Annotated in this window: 22 protein-coding genes and 1 pseudogene; 5 read left to right on the top strand and 18 right to left on the bottom strand. The window is 58.8% G+C overall.

Translation table 11 applies throughout. From position 1 onward, the window contains the following. Positions 1-51 precede the first annotated feature (51 nt). The 14 genes and pseudogenes from tolB to HX868_RS25495 form a co-directional block, all read right to left on the bottom strand. Entirely contained in the window at positions 52-1,332 is a 1,281-nt protein-coding gene (gene tolB / locus HX868_RS25555; protein WP_032864323.1) for a Tol-Pal system beta propeller repeat protein TolB, read from the bottom strand. A 17-nt stretch (positions 1,333-1,349) separates the two neighbouring features. Then, the gene (tolA, locus tag HX868_RS25550; protein ID WP_016975448.1) at positions 1,350-2,423 is read right to left on the bottom strand and encodes a cell envelope integrity protein TolA; all 1,074 of its coding nucleotides are present in this window, start codon (positions 2,421-2,423) and stop codon (positions 1,350-1,352) included. Further along, on the bottom strand, positions 2,423-2,875 hold the full coding sequence (tolR, locus tag HX868_RS25545) for a protein TolR (RefSeq protein WP_177004859.1): 453 nt from the start codon (positions 2,873-2,875) through the stop codon (positions 2,423-2,425). Before tolR ends, tolA begins: the two co-directional genes overlap by 1 nt. Positions 2,876-2,898: 23 nt before the next feature. Continuing rightward, positions 2,899-3,594 carry a protein TolQ gene (tolQ, locus tag HX868_RS25540; protein ID WP_010208111.1) on the bottom strand — a complete coding sequence of 232 codons (696 nt, stop codon included), beginning with the start codon at positions 3,592-3,594 and terminating at the stop codon, positions 2,899-2,901. Position 3,595: 1 nt separating this feature from the next. Continuing rightward, positions 3,596-4,051 carry a tol-pal system-associated acyl-CoA thioesterase gene (ybgC, locus tag HX868_RS25535; protein ID WP_015885610.1) on the bottom strand — a complete coding sequence of 152 codons (456 nt, stop codon included), beginning with the start codon at positions 4,049-4,051 and terminating at the stop codon, positions 3,596-3,598. A gap of 140 nt (positions 4,052-4,191) precedes the next feature. Then, on the bottom strand, positions 4,192-5,250 hold the full coding sequence (gene ruvB, locus HX868_RS25530; protein WP_003193867.1) for a Holliday junction branch migration DNA helicase RuvB: 1,059 nt from the start codon (positions 5,248-5,250) through the stop codon (positions 4,192-4,194). Then, positions 5,251-5,862: a Holliday junction branch migration protein RuvA gene (gene ruvA / locus HX868_RS25525; protein ID WP_003175802.1), complete on the bottom strand. Its 612-nt coding sequence runs from the start codon at positions 5,860-5,862 to the stop codon at positions 5,251-5,253. Positions 5,863-5,929: 67 nt separating this feature from the next. After that, on the bottom strand, positions 5,930-6,454 hold the full coding sequence (gene ruvC / locus HX868_RS25520) for a crossover junction endodeoxyribonuclease RuvC (RefSeq protein ID WP_016975450.1): 525 nt from the start codon (positions 6,452-6,454) through the stop codon (positions 5,930-5,932). A gap of 47 nt (positions 6,455-6,501) precedes the next feature. Continuing rightward, positions 6,502-6,612: pseudogene (locus tag HX868_RS30935) on the bottom strand (outer membrane lipoprotein carrier protein LolA); the annotation flags it as partial. Continuing rightward, on the bottom strand, positions 6,613-7,359 hold the full coding sequence (locus tag HX868_RS25515) for a YebC/PmpR family DNA-binding transcriptional regulator (protein WP_016975451.1): 747 nt from the start codon (positions 7,357-7,359) through the stop codon (positions 6,613-6,615). It abuts the pseudogene before it with no gap. Positions 7,360-7,494: 135 nt separating this feature from the next. Next, a complete protein-coding gene (gene aspS, locus HX868_RS25510) occupies positions 7,495-9,270 on the bottom strand; it encodes an aspartate--tRNA ligase (protein ID WP_177004766.1) in 1,776 nt (591 codons plus the stop codon). Positions 9,271-9,377: 107 nt separating this feature from the next. Continuing rightward, positions 9,378-9,599: an FmdB family zinc ribbon protein gene (locus tag HX868_RS25505; protein WP_016975453.1), complete on the bottom strand. Its 222-nt coding sequence runs from the start codon at positions 9,597-9,599 to the stop codon at positions 9,378-9,380. A gap of 168 nt (positions 9,600-9,767) precedes the next feature. Further along, on the bottom strand, positions 9,768-10,100 hold the full coding sequence (locus HX868_RS25500) for a ribbon-helix-helix domain-containing protein (RefSeq protein WP_095017437.1): 333 nt from the start codon (positions 10,098-10,100) through the stop codon (positions 9,768-9,770). 180 nt (positions 10,101-10,280) lie between these two features. Beyond that, on the bottom strand, positions 10,281-10,754 hold the full coding sequence (locus tag HX868_RS25495; protein ID WP_016975454.1) for a Dps family protein: 474 nt from the start codon (positions 10,752-10,754) through the stop codon (positions 10,281-10,283). Between the two features lie 416 nt (positions 10,755-11,170). Between HX868_RS25495 and HX868_RS31055 the strand changes: the two genes are divergently transcribed. Continuing rightward, positions 11,171-11,773, top strand: coding sequence for a cold-shock protein (locus HX868_RS31055; RefSeq protein ID WP_038845968.1), 603 nt, complete (start codon positions 11,171-11,173; stop codon positions 11,771-11,773). 69 nt (positions 11,774-11,842) lie between these two features. On the opposite strand, the gene HX868_RS25485 is transcribed toward HX868_RS31055, so the two are convergent. Both HX868_RS25485 and HX868_RS25480 read right to left on the bottom strand, forming a co-directional pair. Next, complete coding sequence (locus HX868_RS25485) at positions 11,843-12,049, bottom strand: SlyX family protein (protein ID WP_016975456.1); 207 nt, start codon at positions 12,047-12,049, stop codon at positions 11,843-11,845. Positions 12,050-12,052: 3 nt separating this feature from the next. Further along, positions 12,053-12,478 (bottom strand): HIT domain-containing protein, encoded by a 426-nt coding sequence (locus HX868_RS25480; protein WP_016975457.1) that lies wholly within the window; start codon positions 12,476-12,478, stop codon positions 12,053-12,055. Positions 12,479-13,352: 874 nt separating this feature from the next. Between HX868_RS25480 and HX868_RS25475 the strand changes: the two genes are divergently transcribed. Next, positions 13,353-14,651, top strand: a complete 1,299-nt coding sequence (locus tag HX868_RS25475; RefSeq protein WP_177004765.1) for an OprD family porin — start codon at positions 13,353-13,355, stop codon at positions 14,649-14,651. 192 nt (positions 14,652-14,843) lie between these two features. Here the strand turns inward: HX868_RS25475 and HX868_RS25470 are convergent, their stop codons facing one another. Further along, positions 14,844-15,686 carry a mechanosensitive ion channel family protein gene (locus HX868_RS25470; protein WP_177004764.1) on the bottom strand — a complete coding sequence of 281 codons (843 nt, stop codon included), beginning with the start codon at positions 15,684-15,686 and terminating at the stop codon, positions 14,844-14,846. A gap of 135 nt (positions 15,687-15,821) precedes the next feature. Further along, positions 15,822-16,307 carry a YajQ family cyclic di-GMP-binding protein gene (locus HX868_RS25465; protein WP_003175814.1) on the bottom strand — a complete coding sequence of 162 codons (486 nt, stop codon included), beginning with the start codon at positions 16,305-16,307 and terminating at the stop codon, positions 15,822-15,824. A 123-nt stretch (positions 16,308-16,430) separates the two neighbouring features. Between HX868_RS25465 and HX868_RS25460 the strand changes: the two genes are divergently transcribed. Genes HX868_RS25460 through HX868_RS25450 form a run of 3 tightly spaced genes read left to right on the top strand, consistent with a single transcriptional unit; the run spans position 16,431 to position 20,012 of the window. Further along, positions 16,431-17,348, top strand: coding sequence for a putative 2-dehydropantoate 2-reductase (locus HX868_RS25460; RefSeq protein WP_177004763.1), 918 nt, complete (start codon positions 16,431-16,433; stop codon positions 17,346-17,348). A gap of 46 nt (positions 17,349-17,394) precedes the next feature. Then, complete coding sequence (locus HX868_RS25455) at positions 17,395-19,431, top strand: sensor histidine kinase (protein WP_177004762.1); 2,037 nt, start codon at positions 17,395-17,397, stop codon at positions 19,429-19,431. Positions 19,432-19,433: 2 nt separating this feature from the next. Next, positions 19,434-20,012: a cob(I)yrinic acid a,c-diamide adenosyltransferase gene (locus tag HX868_RS25450; RefSeq protein ID WP_095017442.1), complete on the top strand. Its 579-nt coding sequence runs from the start codon at positions 19,434-19,436 to the stop codon at positions 20,010-20,012. The last annotated feature ends 4 nt before the right edge of the window (positions 20,013-20,016 follow it).

Raw genomic sequence — 20,016 nt, 5'->3', positions numbered from 1 at the left:
AAACTCCTAATGAACCCCAGTGTGTTAAGCAAATCTTTTTGTAGCGCCGCGTCAGTTCAGGTAAGGGGACCAGGATGGTTCTCTGACTTCGCCTTGTGCGGTAGGAAGTGGGAGCCTTACGCGTCCATTAATGGACACGAGCATCAAGACTCCCCGGCCCTGCTGGCGGGTGGCGTAGATTACCATGGTGCCGTTGGGCGCAACAGTGGCTGACTCATCAAGGTTGGTATCTGTAAGGATTTTTACGGTTCCGCGCTGCAAATCCTGGGCCGCAACCCGGAAATTAGTGAAACCATCCTGACGGTGAATCATCACCAACGTCTTTTCATCGGCCGAAAGCTTAGGGTTGGCGTTGTAGTTACCGATAAAAGTAACGCGCTCTGCACCACCACCATTCACGTTCGCCTTGTAGACCTGTGGCTTGCCGCCGCGGTCAGAGGTGAAGTAGATGGTCGAACCATCCTTGCCCCAGAACGGTTCGGTATTGATACCCGGGCCGCTGGTTACACGGGAGATCTGGCGCGAAGCCATGTTCATCACGTAGATGTCCGGGTTGCCATCCTTGGACAGCACGAACGCCAGGCGCGAACCATCCGGCGACCAGGCCGGTGCACCGTTGAGGCCTTCGAAGTTGGTGATCTGCTCACGACGGCCAGTATCAATGTGCTGGACGAAGATACGCGGACGCTTCTGCTCAAAAGACACGTAGGCAATACGCTTGCCGTCCGGCGCAAAGCGCGGCGACAGGATAGGCTCACGTGATTGCAGCAAGGTCACAGCCCGTGCACCGTCATAGTCCGAGCGCTGCAAAGTGTAACGAGTGTTGTCTACGGAGAAACGTTCAGCCGTTACGTACAGCAGACGCGTCGAGAAAGCACCCTTGATACCGGTGAGCTTTTCAAAGGACTGGTCCGAGATGTAGTGGGCCATGTCACGGATCTGCTCGGCCGTGCCCGACACGCTACCGGTCAGAACCTGCTGCTCGGTCGCCACGTTGAACAAGGTGTAGGTGATTTGCAGACGACCACCGGCTGGCGTGATATTGCCGACCATCAGGTACTGCGCACCTACCGCTTTCCAGTCGCGGAACACGACTTCGCTGGCCTGGTTTGGCTGGCTGATCATGTTGCCTTTTGGAATCGGTGCGTAGTAGCCGGAGTTGCGCAGGTCGTCGCTGACGATCTGGGCCATGTCGTCCGGCAGCACGCTGCCGCCCTGCCAGCCGAACGGTACTACCGCGATCGGGGTGGCCCGATCGCTACCGCTGGTGACCAGGATGTTCTTTTCATCCGCCGCCGCTATCCCTGCCATACAGCAAATAACGACAAGCATTCCTCGAAGAAGGTTTCTCACAAGGCTAGATCCTCAGGTGTGAATGTCATCTTGAATGAACGATAGGGAGCGAAGTCGCTTGGTTTCATTCCCTGCATCTCGGTCAACCGGCCAATATTCTTGACCGCGGCAACCGCCGAACTGTCGAACGAACCGTCACCACTGGACTTGGACACGCTGACCGAAGTCACCGTACCGTCCGGCAACATGCCGATCTGCAGCACTACTGTCATGCCTTTACGTGCCGAAGGTGGACGTGTCCAGCCCTCTGCTGCCCGCGCCCGAATCAGGTCGTCGAAACTGCCCGCGACTTCATCACCACGTTCATCGGCCAAGGCTTGTTGACGCTGCGGCGTGTCGGAGAGCAAATCTGCCAAGGCCTGGGCCTTTTTCTCTTCGGCGGATTTGCGCGCTGCTTCCTGGGCCTTTTTCTTCTGGGCGTCGGCGGCAGCTTTCTTCTTCGCGTCGTCGGCGACTTTTTTCTTCGCCTCGTCTGCTTCAGCTTTTTTCTTGGCGTCTTCGGCGGCTTTCTTCTTCGCGTCTTCGACTATTTTCTTCTTGGCGTCTTCAGCGGCCTTTTTCTTGGCCTCTTCTTCAGCAGCCTTCTTGGCTTCTTCTTCAGACTTCTTCTTGGCTATATCAGCCAATTGTTTCTCTTCGGCCTTTTTGGCTTCGGCAGCTTTCTCGGCTTTCTTGGCTTCATCAGCCTTTTTCGCCTCGTCCGCTTTCTTGGCTTCGTCAGCCTTTTTCGATTCCTCGGCCTTTTGAGCCGCCTCTTCTTTCTTTTGTTCCGCAGCAGCCTTCACCGCTTCCTGCTCGACCTTCTTCTGTTCCATCTGTTCGACTTCAGTCTGGCGCGCAGCCGACTTCTGGGCCTCACCCGCAATCTTCTGATTGGTCTGGGTGGTGGCCTGACTTTTCGATTTCAGCTGATACAGGGTCGCCTGCACGATCGGCTTGGCTGGCGGCAGGTCCGGAGTCATGGCAAAGCTGACGAACAGCATGCCAAACACCAGGACGTGCAGGGCAATTGCCCAGACGCTAGGCCAGAAGTAGCTTTCCGAGGCGGACGGCTCTCGCTGTTGCTGCATCAGGGCGCCTCGGTAATCAGGCCAACGTTACCCACGCCGGCCTTCTGCAGTCCGCCCATGGCGCCCATGACGGAGCCGTAGTCGACCACTTTGTCGCCGCGGATGAAGACCTGGGTGTGCTTGCCGCCTTCGTTGCCGGAGCGGATGATTTTGGTCACCGCGTCGGTCATCTGCGGCAAGGTCATGGCCTTGTCCTGCTGTTTCTGGGTGTCGACTTCGCTGCCAAGGTTCCAGTAATAGGTCTTGTCAGCCTTGATCGAAATGGTCAGGACCTGGGTGTTGTTGTCTTGCGGCAAGGCTTCGCTGGAAACCTTGGGCAGATCAACCTTCACGCCCTGATTGAGCATCGGCGCGGTCACCATGAAGATAACCAGCAGCACCAGCATCACGTCGATGTAAGGCACTACGTTCATCTCGGCGACCGGCTTGCGCTTGGTTCGAGCTCGAGTGATTAAAGCCATCGTGAGATACCTGCTTATTCTTCGCTGGTGTGCACTTTACGGTGCAGGATCGCCTGGAATTCATCGGCGAAGGTGTAGTAACGGCCAATCAGGTTCTCGCCGCGGGCGGCAAAACGGTTGTAGGCGATTACTGCCGGGATAGCAGCGAACAAGCCGATCGCGGTGGCGATCAGGGCTTCGGCAATACCCGGGGCCACGGTGGCCAGGGTCGCTTGCTGGGCCTGGGCCAAACCACGGAAGGAGTTCATGATGCCCCACACAGTACCGAAGAGGCCGATGTACGGGCTTACAGAACCGACGGTGGCGAGGAACGGCAGGCTTTGCTCAAGCTTCTCTTCTTCGCGGGAAATGGCGACGCGCATGGCGCGGGCCACGCCTTCCATTACAGCTTCCGGGTCAACACCAGGCTGCTGGCGCAGGCGGGAGAATTCCTTGAAGCCGGCGCGGAAGATCTGCTCGACGCCCGAATCCGGGTCCGGGTTGCTGCCCGCCTGACGGTAAAGCTTGGACAGGTCGATACCCGACCAGAAGCGCTCTTCAAAGCTCTCCAGGGCACGTCGACCGGCACGCAGCAGGTTGCTGCGCTGAAAAATCATGACCCAAGAGGTAACCGATGCGGCTACCAGGGTCAGCATGACCAGTTGAACCACAACACTGGCATTGCTGACCAGGCTCCACATGGAGGAATGGTCGACGACGGTAGGTTCCACGCTAAATCTCCTGCTTTGATTGTTTACCCGCGCCGCTTACGTCGGCAAAGGCCGCACGTAGAGCTTCGGGAATGGCCCGGGGTTTCAAACTATTGGTGCGCACACAGGCCACCAGGAACTGCCCCTCACAGAGCAGCGTTGCATCCGTTGCCCGCCTGACCTGCTGCTTGAAACGCAGGCTGACACGGTTCAATTCGATTACTTCAGCGCTGACCAACAGTTCGTCGTCCAGCCGCGCCGGCGCGTGGTAGCGCGCCTCGCTGGAATGCACGACGAATAACAGGTCCTCCCCTGCCAGCTGGGATTGGGCAAAGCCCAGCTCCCGTAGCCGCTCGGTTCGAGCCCGCTCCATGAACTTGAGGTAGTTGACGTAATACACGATGCCGCCGGCATCGGTGTCCTCGTAATAAACGCGACAGCGATGTGCGAACGACTGATCCCCGTTTTGCGCGCGCATACTCTAGTGCTTACTCCTCAGGTTGCCAATCCGGCTGGGCAACTGTTTTTTCGTTGTCTGAAACATTTCTTACTGACTGAATGACGACACCAGCCACTAGGACAGCACAAACCTCGGATAAATCGTCTGGCGTGAAGCTTTTAATCGTCCACTGCATCGAGGAATTCGTCTACTACAGGCATCTCGCCCAATCGTGACGGAATGTTTAACCCGAAGTGCAGATAGGCGTGGCGCGTGACCACTCGCCCCCTCGGCGTACGCATGATGTAACCCTGCTGGATCAAGTACGGCTCCAGCACATCCTCAATGGTATGGCGCTCTTCACTGATGGCCGCGGCCAGGCTGTCGACCCCCACCGGGCCACCGTCGAACTTCTCGATCATGGTCAAGAGTAGACGTCGATCCTGGTGATCGAAACCATGCTCATCCACATCCAGCAGGTTCAACGCCAAGTCGGCCACCGCCTTGGTGATGTGCCCCTTGGCCCGCACTTCGGCAAAGTCTCGCACGCGACGCAGCAAGCGGTTGGCAATCCGTGGCGTACCGCGGGCTCGACGGGCGATTTCAAACGCGCCTTCCGGGTCCAGCGGCAAACCGAGAATGCTCGCCGAACGGCTGACGATGGTCGCCAGGTCTGCCGTGCTATAGAACTCTAGACGTTGAACAATGCCGAAACGGTCTCGCAACGGGTTGGTGAGCATGCCCGCACGTGTTGTGGCACCGACCAACGTGAACGGTGGCAGGTCGAGCTTGATCGAGCGAGCGGCCGGGCCTTCACCGATCATGATGTCGAGCTGGAAGTCCTCCATCGCCGGGTACAGCACCTCCTCGACGATCGGCGAGAGCCGATGGATCTCGTCGATAAACAGCACGTCATGGGGCTCAAGGTTGGTCAGCAACGCCGCCAGATCCCCCGGACGCTCCAGCACCGGGCCGGAGGTGGACTTGATCGACACCCCCATTTCCTGGGCGATGATGTTGGCCAGGGTGGTCTTGCCCAACCCAGGAGGCCCGAAGATCAGCGTGTGGTCCAGGGACTCACTGCGCCCGCGCGCAGCCTGGATGAACAACTCCATCTGCTCGCGCACGGTAGGCTGGCCGATGTATTCGGCCAGGCTCAAGGGGCGGATGGCGCGGTCCTGGACCTCTTCACGGTCGCGCGGGCCAGTGGCTGCAATCAGACGATCAGCTTCAATCACTTAAATCATTCCCTTCAGGGCGCGGCGGATCATGTCTTCACTGCTCAGGTTCTTGTCCTTGATGGCCGACACGGCCTTGCTGGCTTCCTGCGGCTTGTAGCCCAGGGAAATCAGGGCGCTGACGGCATCGCTTTCGGCGCTGGCAACCTGGCCAGCCGGCATATCCGGCTGATTCGGCACCAGGGCGAACATGCTCGGCACCACTTCCCAGGCCTTGAAGCGGTCCTTGAGTTCTACCAACAGGCGCTCGGCGGTCTTCTTGCCGACGCCCGGCACCTTGGTCAGCGCCGACGTGTCCTGGGCCGACACAGCACGCACCAGCTCATCCACTTCCAGGCTCGACATCAACGCCAGGGCCAGTTTGGGGCCCACGCCGTTGAGGCGGATCAGCTCACGGAAGAAGTCGCGGTCACGCTTGCCAATGAAACCATAGAGTAACTGTGCGTCCTCGCGCACCACCAAGTGGGTGTGCAGCGTAATCGGCTCACCGACCGACGGTAGGCGATACAGGGTGGTCATGGGCACTTCCAGCTCATACCCCAGCCCGTTTACATCCAGAATCAGGTGCGGCGGCTGTTTCTCAGCCAGGGTGCCGCGCAAGCGTCCAATCACGGTTCAGATCCTTAAAGCTTGGGGTCAGATCAAGGCCTGACCGGAAATTACGATTGCGCTGATGCTATCAGAGACGCAGGCGCCCGCCACGACTGCGTGCCGTACCCAGGCCATGAGGCAGCAGGCTGGATCGGGTGTGCGCATGGCAGATGGCAATGGCCAGGGCGTCGGAGGCGTCGATCTGCGGTTTTGAGGTGAGCTTGAGCATGTGCATGACCATCATCTGCACCTGCTCTTTATTGGCCGCACCGGTGCCGACCACGGCCTGCTTCACTTGGGTCGCGGTGTATTCGGCGATTTCCATGCCCTCCTCCGCTCCAGCCACGATGGCGGCGCCACGGGCCTGGCCCAGCTTCAACGCCGAATCGGCATTTTTTGCCATGAACACCTTTTCGATGCCCATGGTGACCGGCCCGTAGGTCTGGATCACTTCACGCACGCCGCGATAGACGATCTGCAGGCGCTCGGCCAACTCGCCCGCGCCGGTGCGGATGCAGCCCGAGGCGACGTAGACACAGCCGCGCGGGGTCTGTTGCACCACGCCAAAACCGGTGATGCGCGAACCGGGGTCGATACCTAGGATTAAAGTCATAACGCCTGCGGGTTTATTGAATTGAGGCATCAGAGACGACGCCTACTCACTGTAGGAGCGAGCTTGCTCGCGAAAAACTCGAAAGCGCCGCTGGGTGTCAGATGTCCAGCGTTATCGTTGACGATTTTCGCGAGCAAGCTCGCTCCTACAGGGGGCAGTTAGCCAAGTTGTGCAGCCACATCTTCCGGGATGTCGGCATTGGAATACACGTTTTGCACATCATCCAGGTCTTCGAGCATATCCAGCATCTTCAGCACCTTCTGCGCACCGTCCAGGTCCAGCTCGGCGCTGGTGGTCGGCAGCATCACGATCTCCGCGTCGGTGCCTTTGAAGCCGGCGGCTTCCAGCGCATTGCGCACGGCGTAGAAGCTGGCAAACGAGGTGAATACATCGATGGAGCCGTCTTCGTTGGTCACCACGTCGTCTGCGTCTGCTTCCATCGCAGCTTCCATCAACGCGTCTTCATCCGTGCCCGGTGCAAAGGTTATCTGCCCTTTGCGCTCGAACAGGTAAGCCACCGAACCGTCGGTGCCAAGGTTGCCACCGCACTTGCTGAACGCATGACGTACGGCTGCCGCGGTGCGGTTACGGTTGTCGGTCATGCACTCGACCATCACCGCCACGCCGCCCGGGCCGTAGCCTTCGTAGCTCAGTTCGACCATGTCGTCGGTATCGGCAGCACCGGCGCCACGGGCCACGGCGCGGTCGATGATGTCGCGGCTCATGTTGGCGCCAAGCGCCTTGTCCAACGCCAGGCGCAGACGCGGGTTGGAGCCGGGGTCACCACCGCCCTGGCGGGCGGCGACGGTCAGCTCGCGGATCCACTTGGTGAAGATCTTGCCTTTCTTGGCATCCTGACGCTCTTTGCGGTGCTTGATGTTCGCCCACTTGGAATGGCCAGCCATAACACAACTCCGAAATTCTATAGAAACCTTGATCAACCCCGCCCCAGGCGGGAGGTAGTCCTTTAACGCAAAGGCGCATCCGAAGATGCGCCTTTTTAGACTGCGTAAACCTCAGTGCGCTTTCACGCAGCAGCCTTACTCAGCCTTCGGCGTCTCACGCAGGCGGATGTGCAACTCGCGCAGTGCCTTGGCATCCACCACACCTGGAGCCTGGGTCATGACGTCCGCAGCACTCTGGGTTTTCGGGAAGGCGATCACTTCACGGATCGACTGGGCGCCGGTCATCAGCATCACCAGGCGGTCCAGACCGAACGCCAGGCCACCGTGCGGCGGCGCGCCGTATTTCAGGGCGTCGAGCAGGAAGCCGAACTTCTCTTCCTGTTCCGCTTCGTTGATGCCCAACAGGCGGAAGACCGCTTGTTGCATCTCTTTGCGGTGGATACGGATCGAACCGCCACCCAACTCAGTGCCGTTGAGCACCATGTCGTAGGCGCGGGAGAGCGAGCCCGCCGGGTTGGCTTCCAGCTCGGCCGGCGAGCACTTCGGCGCGGTGAACGGGTGGTGCAAGGCGCTGAAGCTGCCGTCGTCGTTCTCTTCGAACATCGGGAAGTCAACGACCCACATCGGGGCCCATTCGCAGGTCAGCAGGCTCAGGTCGTGACCCAGCTTGATGCGCAGCGCGCCCAGGGCCTCGCTGACGATCTTGGCCTTGTCGGCACCGAAGAACACGATGTCGCCGTCAACCGCGCCAACGCGATCGAGGATCGCGTTGAGGTTGTCCAACGGGATGTTTTTCACGATCGGCGATTGCAGACCGTCAACACCGTTGGCGCGCTCGTTGACCTTGATGTACGCCAGGCCCTTGGCACCGTAGATGCCGACGAACTTGGTGTAGTCGTCGATCTGCTTGCGCGGCATGCTCGCGCCGCCAGGCACGCGCAGGGCAGCGATGCGGCATTTAGGGTCGTTGGCCGGGCCGCTGAACACCTTGAAGTCGACTTCTTTCAGTTGGTCGGCCACGTCCACCAGTTCCAGCGGGTTACGCAGGTCTGGCTTGTCGGAACCGTAGCGGCGCATGGCTTCTTCGAAGGTCATGTGCGGGAAATCGCCGAACTCCAGGTCCAGCACTTCCTTGAACAGGTTGCGGATCATCTGCTCGGTCAGGCCCATGATCTCTTTTTCATCGAGGAAGCTGGTCTCGATGTCGATCTGGGTGAATTCCGGCTGACGGTCGGCGCGCAGGTCTTCGTCACGGAAGCACTTGGCGATCTGGTAGTAACGGTCGAAGCCGGCCACCATCAACAATTGCTTGAACAGCTGCGGTGATTGCGGCAGGGCGAAGAACGAACCGGCGTGGGTGCGGCTCGGCACCAGGTAGTCACGCGCGCCTTCCGGGGTAGCCCGGGTCAAGATCGGCGTTTCAACGTCCAGGAAGCCGTTTTCGTCGAGGAAGCGGCGGATGCTGGTGGTCATGCGCGAACGCAGGCGCAGCTTCTCGGCCATTTCCGGACGACGCAGGTCCAGGAAGCGATAGCGCAGACGGGTTTCTTCGCCGACGTCGGAGTATTCGTTGAGTGGGAACGGCGGGGTTTCCGACTCGTTCAGCACTTCCAGCTCGTAGCCCAGCACTTCGATGCCGCCGGAGGCCATGTTCTTGTTCACGGCACCGGCCGGACGCAGGCGTACCTTGCCGGTGATCTTCACGACGTATTCGCTGCGCACGCGGTCGGCGGCGGCGAAGCTCTCGGCGCGATCCGGGTCGAACACCACCTGGGCCAGACCATCACGATCACGGATATCGAGGAAGATCACCCCGCCGTGGTCGCGGCGACGGTGAACCCATCCGCAAAGGGTGATTTCCTGACCTTCCAGGGTCTCGTTCAGTTGGCCGCAATAGTGGCTGCGCATCATGGTAGTGGTTTCACTTCTCGTAATTCGAAATTCGGTGGAGGCTTGCCTCGTCACCGTACATTAAAGCAGGGGACGGATAATGCAGGAGCCTGCGCGTAGAGTTCAACTCAGTCTGCTTTGTCGCCGCCCGCCAGATTCTTCTTCGAGCCGGTCTTGAAGTCGGTCTCGTACCAGCCGCTGCCGCTCAGGCGGAAGCCTGGCATGGACAACATTTTCTTGAGCTGCGGCGCTTGGCAGGCCGGGCAATCGACCAGCGGCGCGGCGCTGATCTTCTGAATGGCTTCCAACTGATGACCACAGGAAGCACATTGATAGTCGTACATGGGCATGGCGATGTCTCGGCGATCAGAACGTTACTGCGCCACGCCTGCTCCGGGATTACCCGGCACGCGCAGCAAAGCGCGGGATTATATCTGGTAAATCGAGGCAGCGCAGCCGGCTTTCTGCCCAGGGGCCTTGCCCGCCTTAAAGGAGGACATGACCCCGAAGCCCGGTAGCTAAGAAGGTTGAACACGCTCTTTCAAGGCGTGAACCACACACACCACCCTGACCAACCCACTGAAGTTCTTCACGCCGCCATGACGCAAGTGCACTTCCCGGTCCACATAAGACAGCAACGCACTGACCGAACAGGCATTGATCCTGGCGATTTCCGTGAGGATATTCCAATAGATCTGCTCCAGCCGCAGGCACGTGGAAAACCCGTTGAGCCTCACCGACCGGGACAGTGGCTTGGCCAGCCCCATGTCGAACCCTTTGACAAAGGGGTCGACCTTTATTTTATGAAAACCAGCGGTTTCCATGATTCCATTACCCACTCCGCGTGACATACACCTGACACTCCATTGCCATACAGCCGCCCATGGGTTGTCCCATTGGGCAATGGCCTTATAAAACAGCAGGCAGAGTGCAGCAGCCAGAAGACGCGACGTTGATAGGCGTAGGACAACGCCAGGAAATGCGTGGAAACAAGCAAGCGACGCCGGGAAGGCGCCGCCAAGGGTAGTTATTTACTGATTTTCAAGCAGGGAACGCAGCATCCACGCGGTTTTCTCGTGAACCTGCATGCGCTGGGTCAACAGGTCGGCCGTCGGTTCATCGCTGACCTTGTCGAGCAGCGGAAAGATACCCCGCGCAGTGCGCGTGACCGCTTCCTGGCCTTCCACCAGTTGCTTGATCATATCCTCAGCACTCGGCACGCCTTCTTCCTCCTTGATGGAAGAAAGTCGGGCGTAGACGGAGTAGGCGCCCGGCGCCGGAAAACCCAACGCACGGATACGCTCGGCAATGGAGTCCACCGCCAGCGCCAGCTCGTTGTATTGCTCTTCGAACATCAGGTGCAACGTGCGAAACATGGGGCCCGTGACGTTCCAATGGAAATTGTGTGTCTTCAGGTACAGTACATAGGTATCCGAAAGCAGTCGCGAAAGCCCGTCGACGATGGATTTACGATCTTCTTCACTGATACCGATATCGATTGCCATGTTTATCCCCTTCAATTGACAAGCATTCATTGATCAGGTGCAGGACCACTCTAGCAAGTGTGCCGATGATGCGCAGCCCGGCGCGGCAATTCGTCCCGGCCTTGGCCCGCGAAAACAACGAAACCCAAGCCTTAGGTCTACGTAGGAAATAACCCAGCTGGCTGTTTGAAAAGCCCACAGGTGTCTAGGACAAGCGTTTGACGCAGAAATGCCGTCGCCCTTGCAACACCCCGAAATGCTTGATTTGAGTAGGCACAGCCTTTGCTGTTAAATAGGCGGCGTGTCGTCGCCGTTACTTTCTGCGGCAGCGACATAGGCTGATACCCCGCGCACGTGCCCAACGCCTCCCATTGTTCAGAAGCGAACCGTGCCAGTCAGCTCCTCCTTGTGATCCGTCTTAACGTGAGTTAATCAAAATGTTGAAAATCGTCCACCTGCTAACGGGCGTTGCAGCTTTGCTGCTGTCCTTTATCCCGAGCCTGCAGCCTGAAAGCCTGCCGTATCTGGAACAACACGACGCTCTGTACCTGGCCTTGTTCGGCCTTCTTAACCTGACGCTGGCACCGGTGATCCCTTACTGGAACAAAGGCACGCGTCATCAACTGCAAAACCTGGTCAGCGCGCTGTTGGTACTGACTGTTGTTGTACAAACCCTCACCCTCCTGGCACCCATGCCTGAAGTCGGCGGCCACCCGGCCATCCTGCTCAGCCTGGTGATTGCTGTGGTCGCCATTGTTCTTCACCTGGCCATCAGCTTCTACCGTTCGTCCCCTGCGGCCTCGTCGCAAACCTACGACATGACCAATCGGGATACCGGTACCGTCAAGTGGTTCAACACCTCCAAAGGCTTCGGCTTTATTTCCCGTGATTCGGGCGACGATATTTTCGTCCATTTCCGGGCCATTCGCGGCGAAGGCCACCGTGTCCTGGTGGAAGGCCAGCGCGTGGAGTTCTCCGTGATGAATCGCGACAAAGGCCTGCAGGCCGAAGACGTGATCGCGGCACTGCCGCGTCGCTGACACCCGCCTTCGCAGCAAAAAAAACCGCGATCCAGCCAGGCTGGGTCGCGGTTTTTTTATGCACGCCTATTAATAGTGAGGCGGCGGCGCTTCTTCTTCGGACGTCTCGAATTGACCGCCCATTTCTTCCTGGCGCTTGAGCAGCGCAGTCATCTGCATTTGCAGGCGCTCGACGGCGCGCTGCTGGGTGACGAGGATGTCATTGAGGGTCTCGATGGTGTCGTCCTGGAAGGCCAGGCGGCTTTCCAGGTCGTTGACGCGGTCTTGCAGATCCATGATTCAACCCTGGGTAAAGACGAAGTCGGCGGGCAACAGCGCGCGCAGACGAGCGCGGATGGCGGCCACTTGCTCGTCAGTGTAAGGCTGTGCCGGATGTTTGCCCCACACGGGCGCAGGCCAGGCGGCATCGTCGCGTTTGCGCACGATCACATGCACGTGCAACTGGCTGACCACATTGCCCAGGGCGCCGATGTTCATTTTGTCGGCGGACCAGCCTTCATTCAGCAACTGAGCCAAGGCAGTGGTTTCTTGCCACACACGTTGCTGGTCAACGACATCCAGTTGAAACACTTCGCTGATACCGTTGATGCGCGGCACCAGGATGAACCAAGGGTAGTTCGAGTCATTGGACAGCAGCAGGCGGCACAGGGGGAAATCCCCGATGACCAGTGTGTCTTGTTGAAGACGTTGATCTAAAGCGAACACCGCAGGCACTCCGTTCGGCAGGTCAGGTTCAAGGCGCCAGCATACCTGCGAATCGCTGTTGCTTCACGCCGGTCGATACGCGCCCAGGCAAGCCGTGGCGAAAAAAAGTGCACCATTTCGAGCCAAACGATTTTTTCGACTACGCTCAATCACCAATCCGTTGGTGATTGACCAAGCGTTGAGCAAAACATTGCGATGAGAACCGCGATGCAGAGGCCTCACAAAACAAGGCATTGAGCCATCACCCAAACACTGAGGCCTCAGAGGCCATGCACCAAAATGACCCAATTGCGCCTCAAAGAGATCCGCCGATTACCCACTGACTGGGGTGAACGGGTAACGTTTTTCCCAGATACAGGATTTATGCACCACAACACAGTTACAGAGCCCGGGCGTCAAGGCCAAACCAATCGGCGCAAAAACCCCGTGCTTATGCGGTTTTCACGAAGCGGTAACGTTTTTCACGAAAAAATGACATTCGATTTACGGTTTGGGCACGCTTGCTGCATTGATCCCCTTATCGTCGGCAACGGCACCGGAAGGGAAGCAGGTGTTTCGCGATGAAAAACAGCAGCGGTTCAATGCACGCCAAGGAAGATTTCAAACTTGGAAAGTAACGTTTTTTTGCGTTCTTTTAACGGTCTGGAAACAGTATTGAAGTTGTCAGCCTCGTTACAGTGAGGCTGTGAATTTGCGACATGGATATAGCAATCTACGACAAGCTCGTAAAGAAGCTGAAAGGAAAGTTGGGCAAGTATCGCCAATATTGTCAGCGTGATATAACTTTGCGCCGACACAAAAAAGAAAGAGCCGCCCAGACAAAAATACAGGTGGGACGGCAGTACTCTTCCTAAAACCAAAGGAGCAAATCACGATGCGCGTGATGAAGTGGAGCATGATCGCCCTGGCTGTTTCAGCAGGCACTACGCAGTTCGCAATGGCCTCCTCCCAGGACGACGCCAAAGGCTTTGTTGAAGACAGTACTTTCAGCATCAACACTCGCGCTCTGTACTTCAGCCGCGACTTCCGCAATGAGCCACTGAGTGGCTACGAGAAAGTCAACGGCAAGAATAAAAGCCGTGCTGAAGAGACTGGCCTGGGCTTCAACGCCCTGTACCAATCGGGCTTCACCCAGGGCACCATCGGTGTCGGTGTTGACGTGATCGGCCTGCTGGGCGTCAAGCTCGACAGCGGCAAGGGTCGCGCCGGTACCGGTCTGTTCCCAAGCGGTTCGGACGGTCGTTCGCAAGACGATTACTCCAAAGGCGGCGGTGCCGTTAAATTCCGCATCTCCGATACGGTCTTGAAAGTCGGCGACCAATACACCACCGCTCCTGTGTTTGCTTCCGATGACAGCCGTTTGCTGCCAGAGCTGCCACAAGGTATCTCGCTCACCAGCAACGAGATCAAGGGCCTCAAACTGGAAGGCGGTCACTTCACTTCCAGCGTCGCACAGAACCAGACCTTCCGTGACAGCCTGGGCCTGACGAAAACCGACTTTGGCGGTGCCGTCTACTCCTTCACCCCAGAGTTCACCGGCAGCCTGTACTACGCAAAAACCGAAGATTACTTCCGCAAGTGGTACAGCAACCTTAACTGGACCCACGCGCTGAGCGACGACCAGTCCTTCGCCCTGGACTTCAACATCTACGACACGAAAAGCGACGGCGAAGGCAAGCAACGCGCTTACTACGACAAATCCGTCAAGCTCGATAACCGTGCATTCAGCTTGCAAGGTGCGTACACCATTGGTGCTCACACCTTCACCCTGGCAGCGCAGAAAGTCACCGGTGACGGCGACTACGGCTACGGCGTAGACGGCGGTGGCTCAGTGTTCCTGGCCAACTCCATTGCCCGTTCCGACTTCAACGCCGAAGGCGAGAAGTCCTACCAAGCGCGTTACGACATCAACATGGCGACCTTTGGCATTCCTGGCCTGAGCTTCATGACTCGTTACGTAACCGGTAGCGGCGCTCAAACCGCCACAACCTCGAACGGCAAAGAGTGGGAACGCGATATCGAAGCCAAGTACGTGATCCAGAGCGGCCCAGCCAAAGACTTGAGCCTGCGCCTGCGTCAAGCAACCTATCGTTCGGGTGATGGCGTTTACTACGGTTCGCCTTCGATCGACGAACTGCGTCTGATCGCGAACTACCCGCTGAACATCCTGTAATTGACAGTTTTATTACAGCGATGACTTAAGGCTTTCGCCTTAAACAAAAAGCCGCTCTCTTGTTTAACAAGGGAGCGGCTTTTTTATGGCTTTAATGTTTCAGCAACAAAATAACTAGCAAGCTAACTAACGACATTATCACCGGCACCTTGAACCTGACCTAACGGCCAAGTTCAAGGCAGTTAATTGCCATTACTTGGCAGCTGTTTCCTGCATCACGCGAATAACCCGCTGTGGAAACGGAATATCAATCCCCGCCGCTTTCAAACGATCACGTGCAAGTTCGTTCAACATGAACACCACGTCCCAATAATCTGCGGTCTTGGTCCAGCAACGCAGGGAAACAGTGATCGAACTGTCACCCAAGGTGGAAACCACTGCTACAGCGGCCGGGTCTGCCAATACGCGCGGATCTTTCGCCAGCGCCAGCAGCACTTCACGGGCTTTCTGCAGGTCGGCTTCATAGTCGACGCCCACATCAAACACCACCTTGCGGGTCGGCTGACGGTTGGTGTTGGTGATGAGGCCGTTGGACAGGCTGCCGTTGGGGATGATCACGGTCTTGTTGTCACCGGTACGCAGCACGGTGTGGAAGATCTGGATGCTGTCGACGGTGCCGGAAGTGCCCTGGGCTTCGATCCAGTCACCAATGCGGAACGGACGGAACAACAGAATCAGCACGCCGCCAGCGAAGTTCGCCAGGCTGCCTTGCAACGCCAGGCCGATGGCCAGGGTGGCGGCACCGATCGCAGCAACGAAGGAGGTGGTGGCGACGCCGATCATCGAGGCCACGTTGACCACCAGCATGACTTTGAGCGCAATGTTCGCCAGGCTGGTGATGAAGTGTTGCAGCGCCAGGTCAGCATTACGCAATGCCAGCAAACGCCCCACGCGGTGCGTCAACACGTTGATCAGCCACCAACCGATGGCCAGGGTCAGCACCGCCAGCAAAAACCGGCTGCCGTATTCCATGATCATCGGGATCCACGACTCTGAGGTCTTGATCAAGTGATCCACTTCAGCATTCAAATCCATCTACATTCTCCTGTTTACCGGATGTTCGGCGTAGTGAGTGGCCATAAATGCAATTGAGCCCCGTAGGGCTCAATAGTCGGCGCAGGTTCTGGGGCGTGGGACGTCAAAAACGCCCACAGGTTCCCCAAAGTGCCATCAGTCGCGAAAGTTATTGAACTGCAGCGGCATGTCGAAGGTCTTGGCGCGCAGGGCCGCGATGGCCTCTTGCAGGTCGTCGCGCTTCTTGCCGGTGACGCGAACCTGCTCACCCTGGATCGCGGCCTGGACTTTCAGCTTGGCATCCTTGATGTGAGCAACGATCTTCTTCGCCAACTCCTTGTCGATGCCTTCCTTGAGGACGGCTTCTTGCTTCATCAGCTTGCCGGAGGCGTAGGCGTCCTTGATTTCAAGGCATTGCGCGTCGATCTTGCGCTTGACCAGCGACAGCTTGAGGATCTCGATCATCGCTTCCAGCTGGAAATCGGCTTCAGCGGTCAGGTTGACGGTCAGCTCTTTTTCCTTGAATTCGAAGCTGCCCTTGCCTTTCAAGTCATAGCGACGGTCCAGTTCCTTGACGGCGTTCTCGACGGCGTTGGTGACTTCGTGTTTGTCCAGTTCGGATACCACGTCGAACGAAGGCATGTCATTTCTCCAATATAAGGGGCGGGCTCAGTAGAGATGGAGCGCGCCCAAGCTAAAATGCCGGGGCATTATAGCGGTTCTTTTGTCCCGTTCGCTGCGGGCGACTCTTTGGAGCACAAACTGATGTCGACCACCTGGCATATTCTCGGCGCCGGCAGCCTGGGCACACTCTGGGCCACGCGGCTGGCGCGTGCTGGCGTGCCCGTGCGGTTGATCCTGCGCGATGCAGCGCGCCTGGCCAGCTATCAGGCAGCCAAAGGGCTGACGCTGGTAGAACAGGGCATGGAACACACATACCCGGTAATTGGCGAAACGCCCGACAGTCCCGAGCCGATTCATCGCCTACTCGTGGCGTGCAAAGCCTACGACGCACAGAGTGCCGTCGCACAGCTGCAACATCGGCTGGCACCCGACGCCGAACTGATCCTGTTGCAGAACGGCCTCGGCAGCCAGGACGCGGTGGCCGCGCAACTGCCCCAGGCACGCTGCATCTTTGCCTCCAGCACCGAAGGCGCGTTTCGCGACGGCGACTGGCGTGTGGTATTCGCCGGCCATGGCTACACCTGGCTGGGAGACGCAAGCCACCCCACCCCGCCGCTTTGGCTGGATGACTTGCAAGCGGCCGGCATCCCCCACGATTGGAGCACCGACATCCTCACACGGCTGTGGCGCAAGCTGGCGCTCAATTGCGCCATCAACCCGCTGACCGTGCTGTACCAGTGCCGTAACGGAGAACTGCAAGCCCATCACTGTGAAGTCGCAACCCTGTGCGCCGAACTCGGCGAACTGCTGGAGTGCTGCGGCCAACCGGCTGCCGCGCAGGATCTGCAACACGAAGTGGAACGGGTGATCCAGGCCACCGCCGCCAACTACTCGTCCATGTATCAGGACGTAACCGCCGGCCGTCGCACCGAAATCAGCTATCTATTGGGCTATGCTTGCCAGGCGGCCTCTCGTCACCAACTGAACCTGCCGCACCTGCAACAACTGCAAGTACGCTTGGTGGAGCACTTGCTTGCACGCGGATTGCCCCGCGACTGAGCCACGCGCTACCCTGCCCGCCTGTCTATCACCTGGGAAAACCCTGATGCCGCTGCGCCAGCGTCTTGAAAACCTACCGGTCGGGCAGAAACTGCTGGCCGCCCTGCTGGTGCTGTTGACCACTGTATTGCTGGTGGCCAACCTGACCTTTATCAGCGCCGCCTACTGGATCTCCCAGGAAAGCATGGCGCCCCAAGCCTTGCAGGCCATCGGCCGCCTGGTGTCCAACCCCGCGCTCGCCGCCGAAGCCCTCGAATCGCCTGCCAAGGCTGACGCGCTGCTCAACGAACTGACCAGCTATTCGCCATTGCGCGCCGCCGCCCTGTACGACGGCGAAGGCAACCGCCTGGCGCAGATGCAACACGGCGACCGCCTGCACCTGCCAGACAACTATCGGCATATCGAAGCCTGGCGCGTCACCGAATTTCGCAGTAACCAGGTCATTACACTCCCCCGCGCCGGCCAGCCGTCCGGGCATCTGCTGCTGGTGGCCAGTAGCGAGCTGCCGGTGGCGTTCTATACCGGCACATTGACGGCCAGCCTGGGCATCCTGATTTTCAGCGTGCTGTTGTGGCTGATCATCGCCCGCCAGATCAAACGCCTGATCACTCGGCCGATCCACGAACTGGAAGAACTCTCCCGCCAGGTCACCCGCGAGGAGAACTACGCCCTGCGCGCCGGCCGCGGCAACCACGACGAGATCGGCAGCCTGGCCGAAGCCTTCAACACCATGCTCTCGCGCATCGAAGCCCGTGAGCAGCAGCTCAAGCGCGCGCGGGACGACTCCCAGGCGGCGTATGACCAGGCTCAGGGTCTGGCGGAGGAAACTCGCCACACCAACCGCAAACTGGAACTGGAAGTGCAGGTTCGCAGCAAGATCGAGAAGAAACTCACCGGCTTCCAGAATTACCTGAACAGCATCATCGACTCCATGCCCTCGGCGCTGATCGCCCTGGATGAACAGCTCTACGTCACCCAATGGAACCAGGAGGCCAGCGCCCTCTCCGGCACACGCCTGGACGAAGCCCTCAACCAGCCGATCTACCTGGCGTTCCAGCCGCTCAAGCCTTACCTGCCGCAGATCCGGGCGGCGGTTGAGCAACACACCGTGGAGCGCATCGAGCGTGTCACCTGGTTCAAGGACGACGAAGCCAAGCATTACGCCCTGACCTTCTATCCGCTGATGGGCGGGGCCGGGCGTGGCGTGGTGATCCGGATCGATGACATCACCCAGCGCCTGTCTCTGGAAGAAATGATGGTGCAGTCGGAGAAAATGCTTTCAGTGGGTGGCCTGGCGGCAGGCATGGCCCATGAGATCAACAACCCGCTGGGGGCGATCCTGCACAACGTGCAGAACATCCGCCGCCGCCTGTCCCCCGACTTGCCCAAGAACCTGGAGCATGCGGAGCAGGCAGGCATCGAGCTGGAAACAGTCAACCGCTACCTGCAAAGTCGCGAAGTACCGCAATTGCTGGATGGCATCCAGCAGGCTGGGGCGCGGGCGGCGAAGATCGTCACCCACATGCTCAGCTTCAGTCGCCGCAGCAATCGCCAGATGGCGCCTTGTGACTTGCCGGCACTGATTGACCAGGCCGTGGAAATCGCCGGCAACGACTTCGACCTGACCATCGGCTTTGATTTCAAGGGCCAGGCGATCATCCGCCAGTTCGACCCTCAACTCGGCCCGGTGCCCGGCACCGCCAACGAGCTGGAACAGGTCCTGCTCAACCTGCTGAAAAACGCTGCCCAGGCCATTCACCTGCGTGAAGACGACAGTGAGCCAGGTCGCATCATCCTGCGCACGCGCCTCAACCCGCCGTGGGCGGAGATCCAAGTGGAAGACAATGGCATCGGCATGAGCGAAAACGTGCGCAAGCGTACGTTCGAGCCGTTCTTCACCACCAAGGAAATCGGCCAGGGCACCGGGCTTGGTCTGTCGGTGTCGTATTTCATCATCACCAACAATCACAAAGGCCAGATGGAAGTGCACTCGACCCTCGGCCAAGGCACCTGCTTCACCCTGCGCCTGCCCCTGGCCGGCAGCCAACTGCCGCCTCATGAACTGACTCAACTGGAGCACTGACCATGGGCTTTCGGCTGTCGAAGATCTACACACGTACCGGCGACAAGGGTGAAACCGGCCTGGGCGATGGCCGCCGCGTGCCCAAGGACCACCCACGGGTGGAAGCAATTGGTGAGGTGGATACGCTGAACAGCCAGTTGGGCTTATTGCTGGCCAGCCTCGAAGAACAGAGTGGCAAGCATCCGGAGTTGAGGGATGTGATCGAGGTGCTTACACCTTGCCAGCATCGTTTGTTCGACCTGGGCGGTGAACTGGCAATGCCGGTGTACAAAGCCTTGAACGCTGCGGAAGTGGATCGGCTGGAAGCCGCGATTGACCGCTGGAATGAGGAAGTGGGACCGCTGGAGAACTTCATCCTGCCCGGTGGCTCGGCGTTGATCGCCCAGGCCCACGTGTGCCGCAGCCTGGCGCGCAGCGCGGAGCGGCGGTGTCAGCAGTTGAATGCGGTGGAACCGTTGGAAGGCGTGGGGCTGGCGTACATCAATCGGCTGTCGGATTTGCTGTTCGTGGCGGCACGGGTGATTGCCAAGCGCCAGGGTGTGGCTGAGGTTTTGTGGCAAGCCGCCGCAAAACCTCATTGAGCTG

This window comes from Pseudomonas reactans, assembly GCF_013385825.1.
GTDB lineage: Bacteria > Pseudomonadota > Gammaproteobacteria > Pseudomonadales > Pseudomonadaceae > Aquipseudomonas > Aquipseudomonas reactans.
This window is presented reverse-complemented; position numbering and strand designations above follow the sequence as displayed.